Below are 1,428 nucleotides of genomic sequence, written 5' to 3' on the forward strand. Positions count from 1 at the left end.
GTGCTCGTACGACACCGGAGGCGCCGGAGGCGCGGCGGGCTGTGCGGTGGGCGCGACAGGTGCCGCGGACGGGACAGGCGGAACGGGCGGGGCCGCGGGCGGCTGCGCGGGCACGGGCGGCTGCGCGGGCACGGGAGGACGGTCCGGGACGGGCGGCCGGTCCGGCACCGGCGGCACCACGGCCGCACCCGACACCGCACCCGGCACCGCAGCCGTACCGCCCGTACTGCCCGTCCCACTGGCCCCCTGACGTCCCAGCACACCCGCCAGCAGCACGGCGCCCGTCGTCCACAGCAGGCCGAACAGCAGCAGCTCCCCGGCGTTCGTGCCGACCGACGCCTCCATGCCCCGCAGGCGTCCCGAGAAGGGAGAAGAGGAACCGGAGGTCATCCGCATGTCGCCGCCGGAGACGAACGACAGCAGCCACAGCGCCGCCAGGAAGAACACCCCGGACAGCACCTGCTCCACCCGGTCCGCCGAGCGCCGCGCCGCCAGGACGGCGAGGACCACCGCGCACACCACGCCCAGCGCCACGGCGCCGGCCTGGGCCCAGCCGCCCGCCAGTTCACCGATCTCGGAAAGGCCGAGGGTGCCGCCCACATGGCGGCTGTGCTCGGTGGACGAACCCTCGACGCCCGCGCCCCAGGAGACGCCGAGCGCCATCAGACCGAGGTTGACCAGCACCGGGAGCGAGCCGACGACGGTCCAGCCGCCGACCTCGTCCTGGTTCGCGGCGAGGACGACGAACACCACCAGCGCGCAGAGCGCCACCGACAGGCCGAGGGCGCGCAGGGCGGTGCCCCACGCCCGTATGACCACCTGGGCGCCGGCGCCCAGGCGTGCGACGAGCCGGTCGCGGCACAGCATCGCGCCGCTCACCGCGCCCGCGAGCGCACAGGAGAACAGCGCGGCGAGGCCGGGTGAGGTGGAGACCTCCAGCATGTCGGCGTCCGGCTGCCCGCACAGGGCGAGCACCAGCACCGCCGCCCCGCACAGCAGCGCGACGCGCACGGCGGCCTCGGCCGCCCCGCCGGCCCCGCTCGTCGCTCCAGTCGTGCGACGCAGCCGGGCCGTGCCCAGAGCCACCGCTCCGGCCCACAGAATCGTGACCGTTAGCGGCCATACGGAGAGATAACCGCTGCCGCGCAGGAACATCGACAGCAGCGTGTCACCACCACGCAGCTCCACGTCCAGGGTGCCGCCGAGGCCCTGGATCAGCAAGGCGAGGACGATCTGGAAGCGGTCGGACCAGTCGCCGAGGCGCGCGTGGTCGAGGTCGTCCGAGGACGGCAGCGAGATCGCGACCGCGAGGACGAGGAGCAGGGCGGACGGCCACAGCGCCGCCTTCGCGGCCCCCGCCCAGTCCCCCGCGACCGTACGGCGCAGGAACAGCGCCCCGCGCGAGGGCGGGGCGTGCACTGTCCCTTA

1 protein-coding gene is annotated in these 1,428 nt (G+C 75.4%); it reads right to left on the bottom strand.

What is annotated here, in order from left to right; translation table 11 throughout:
* Window positions 1-1,419: hypothetical protein (locus tag K6I33_RS35020; RefSeq protein ID WP_229358826.1), on the bottom strand; the 1,419-nt coding region annotated here is incomplete at its 3' end.
* Window positions 1,420-1,428 lie beyond the last annotated feature (9 nt).

It is taken from the genome of Streptomyces sp. UNOB3_S3 (genome assembly GCF_020740895.1).
In the GTDB taxonomy this organism is placed as follows: domain Bacteria; phylum Actinomycetota; class Actinomycetes; order Streptomycetales; family Streptomycetaceae; genus Streptomyces.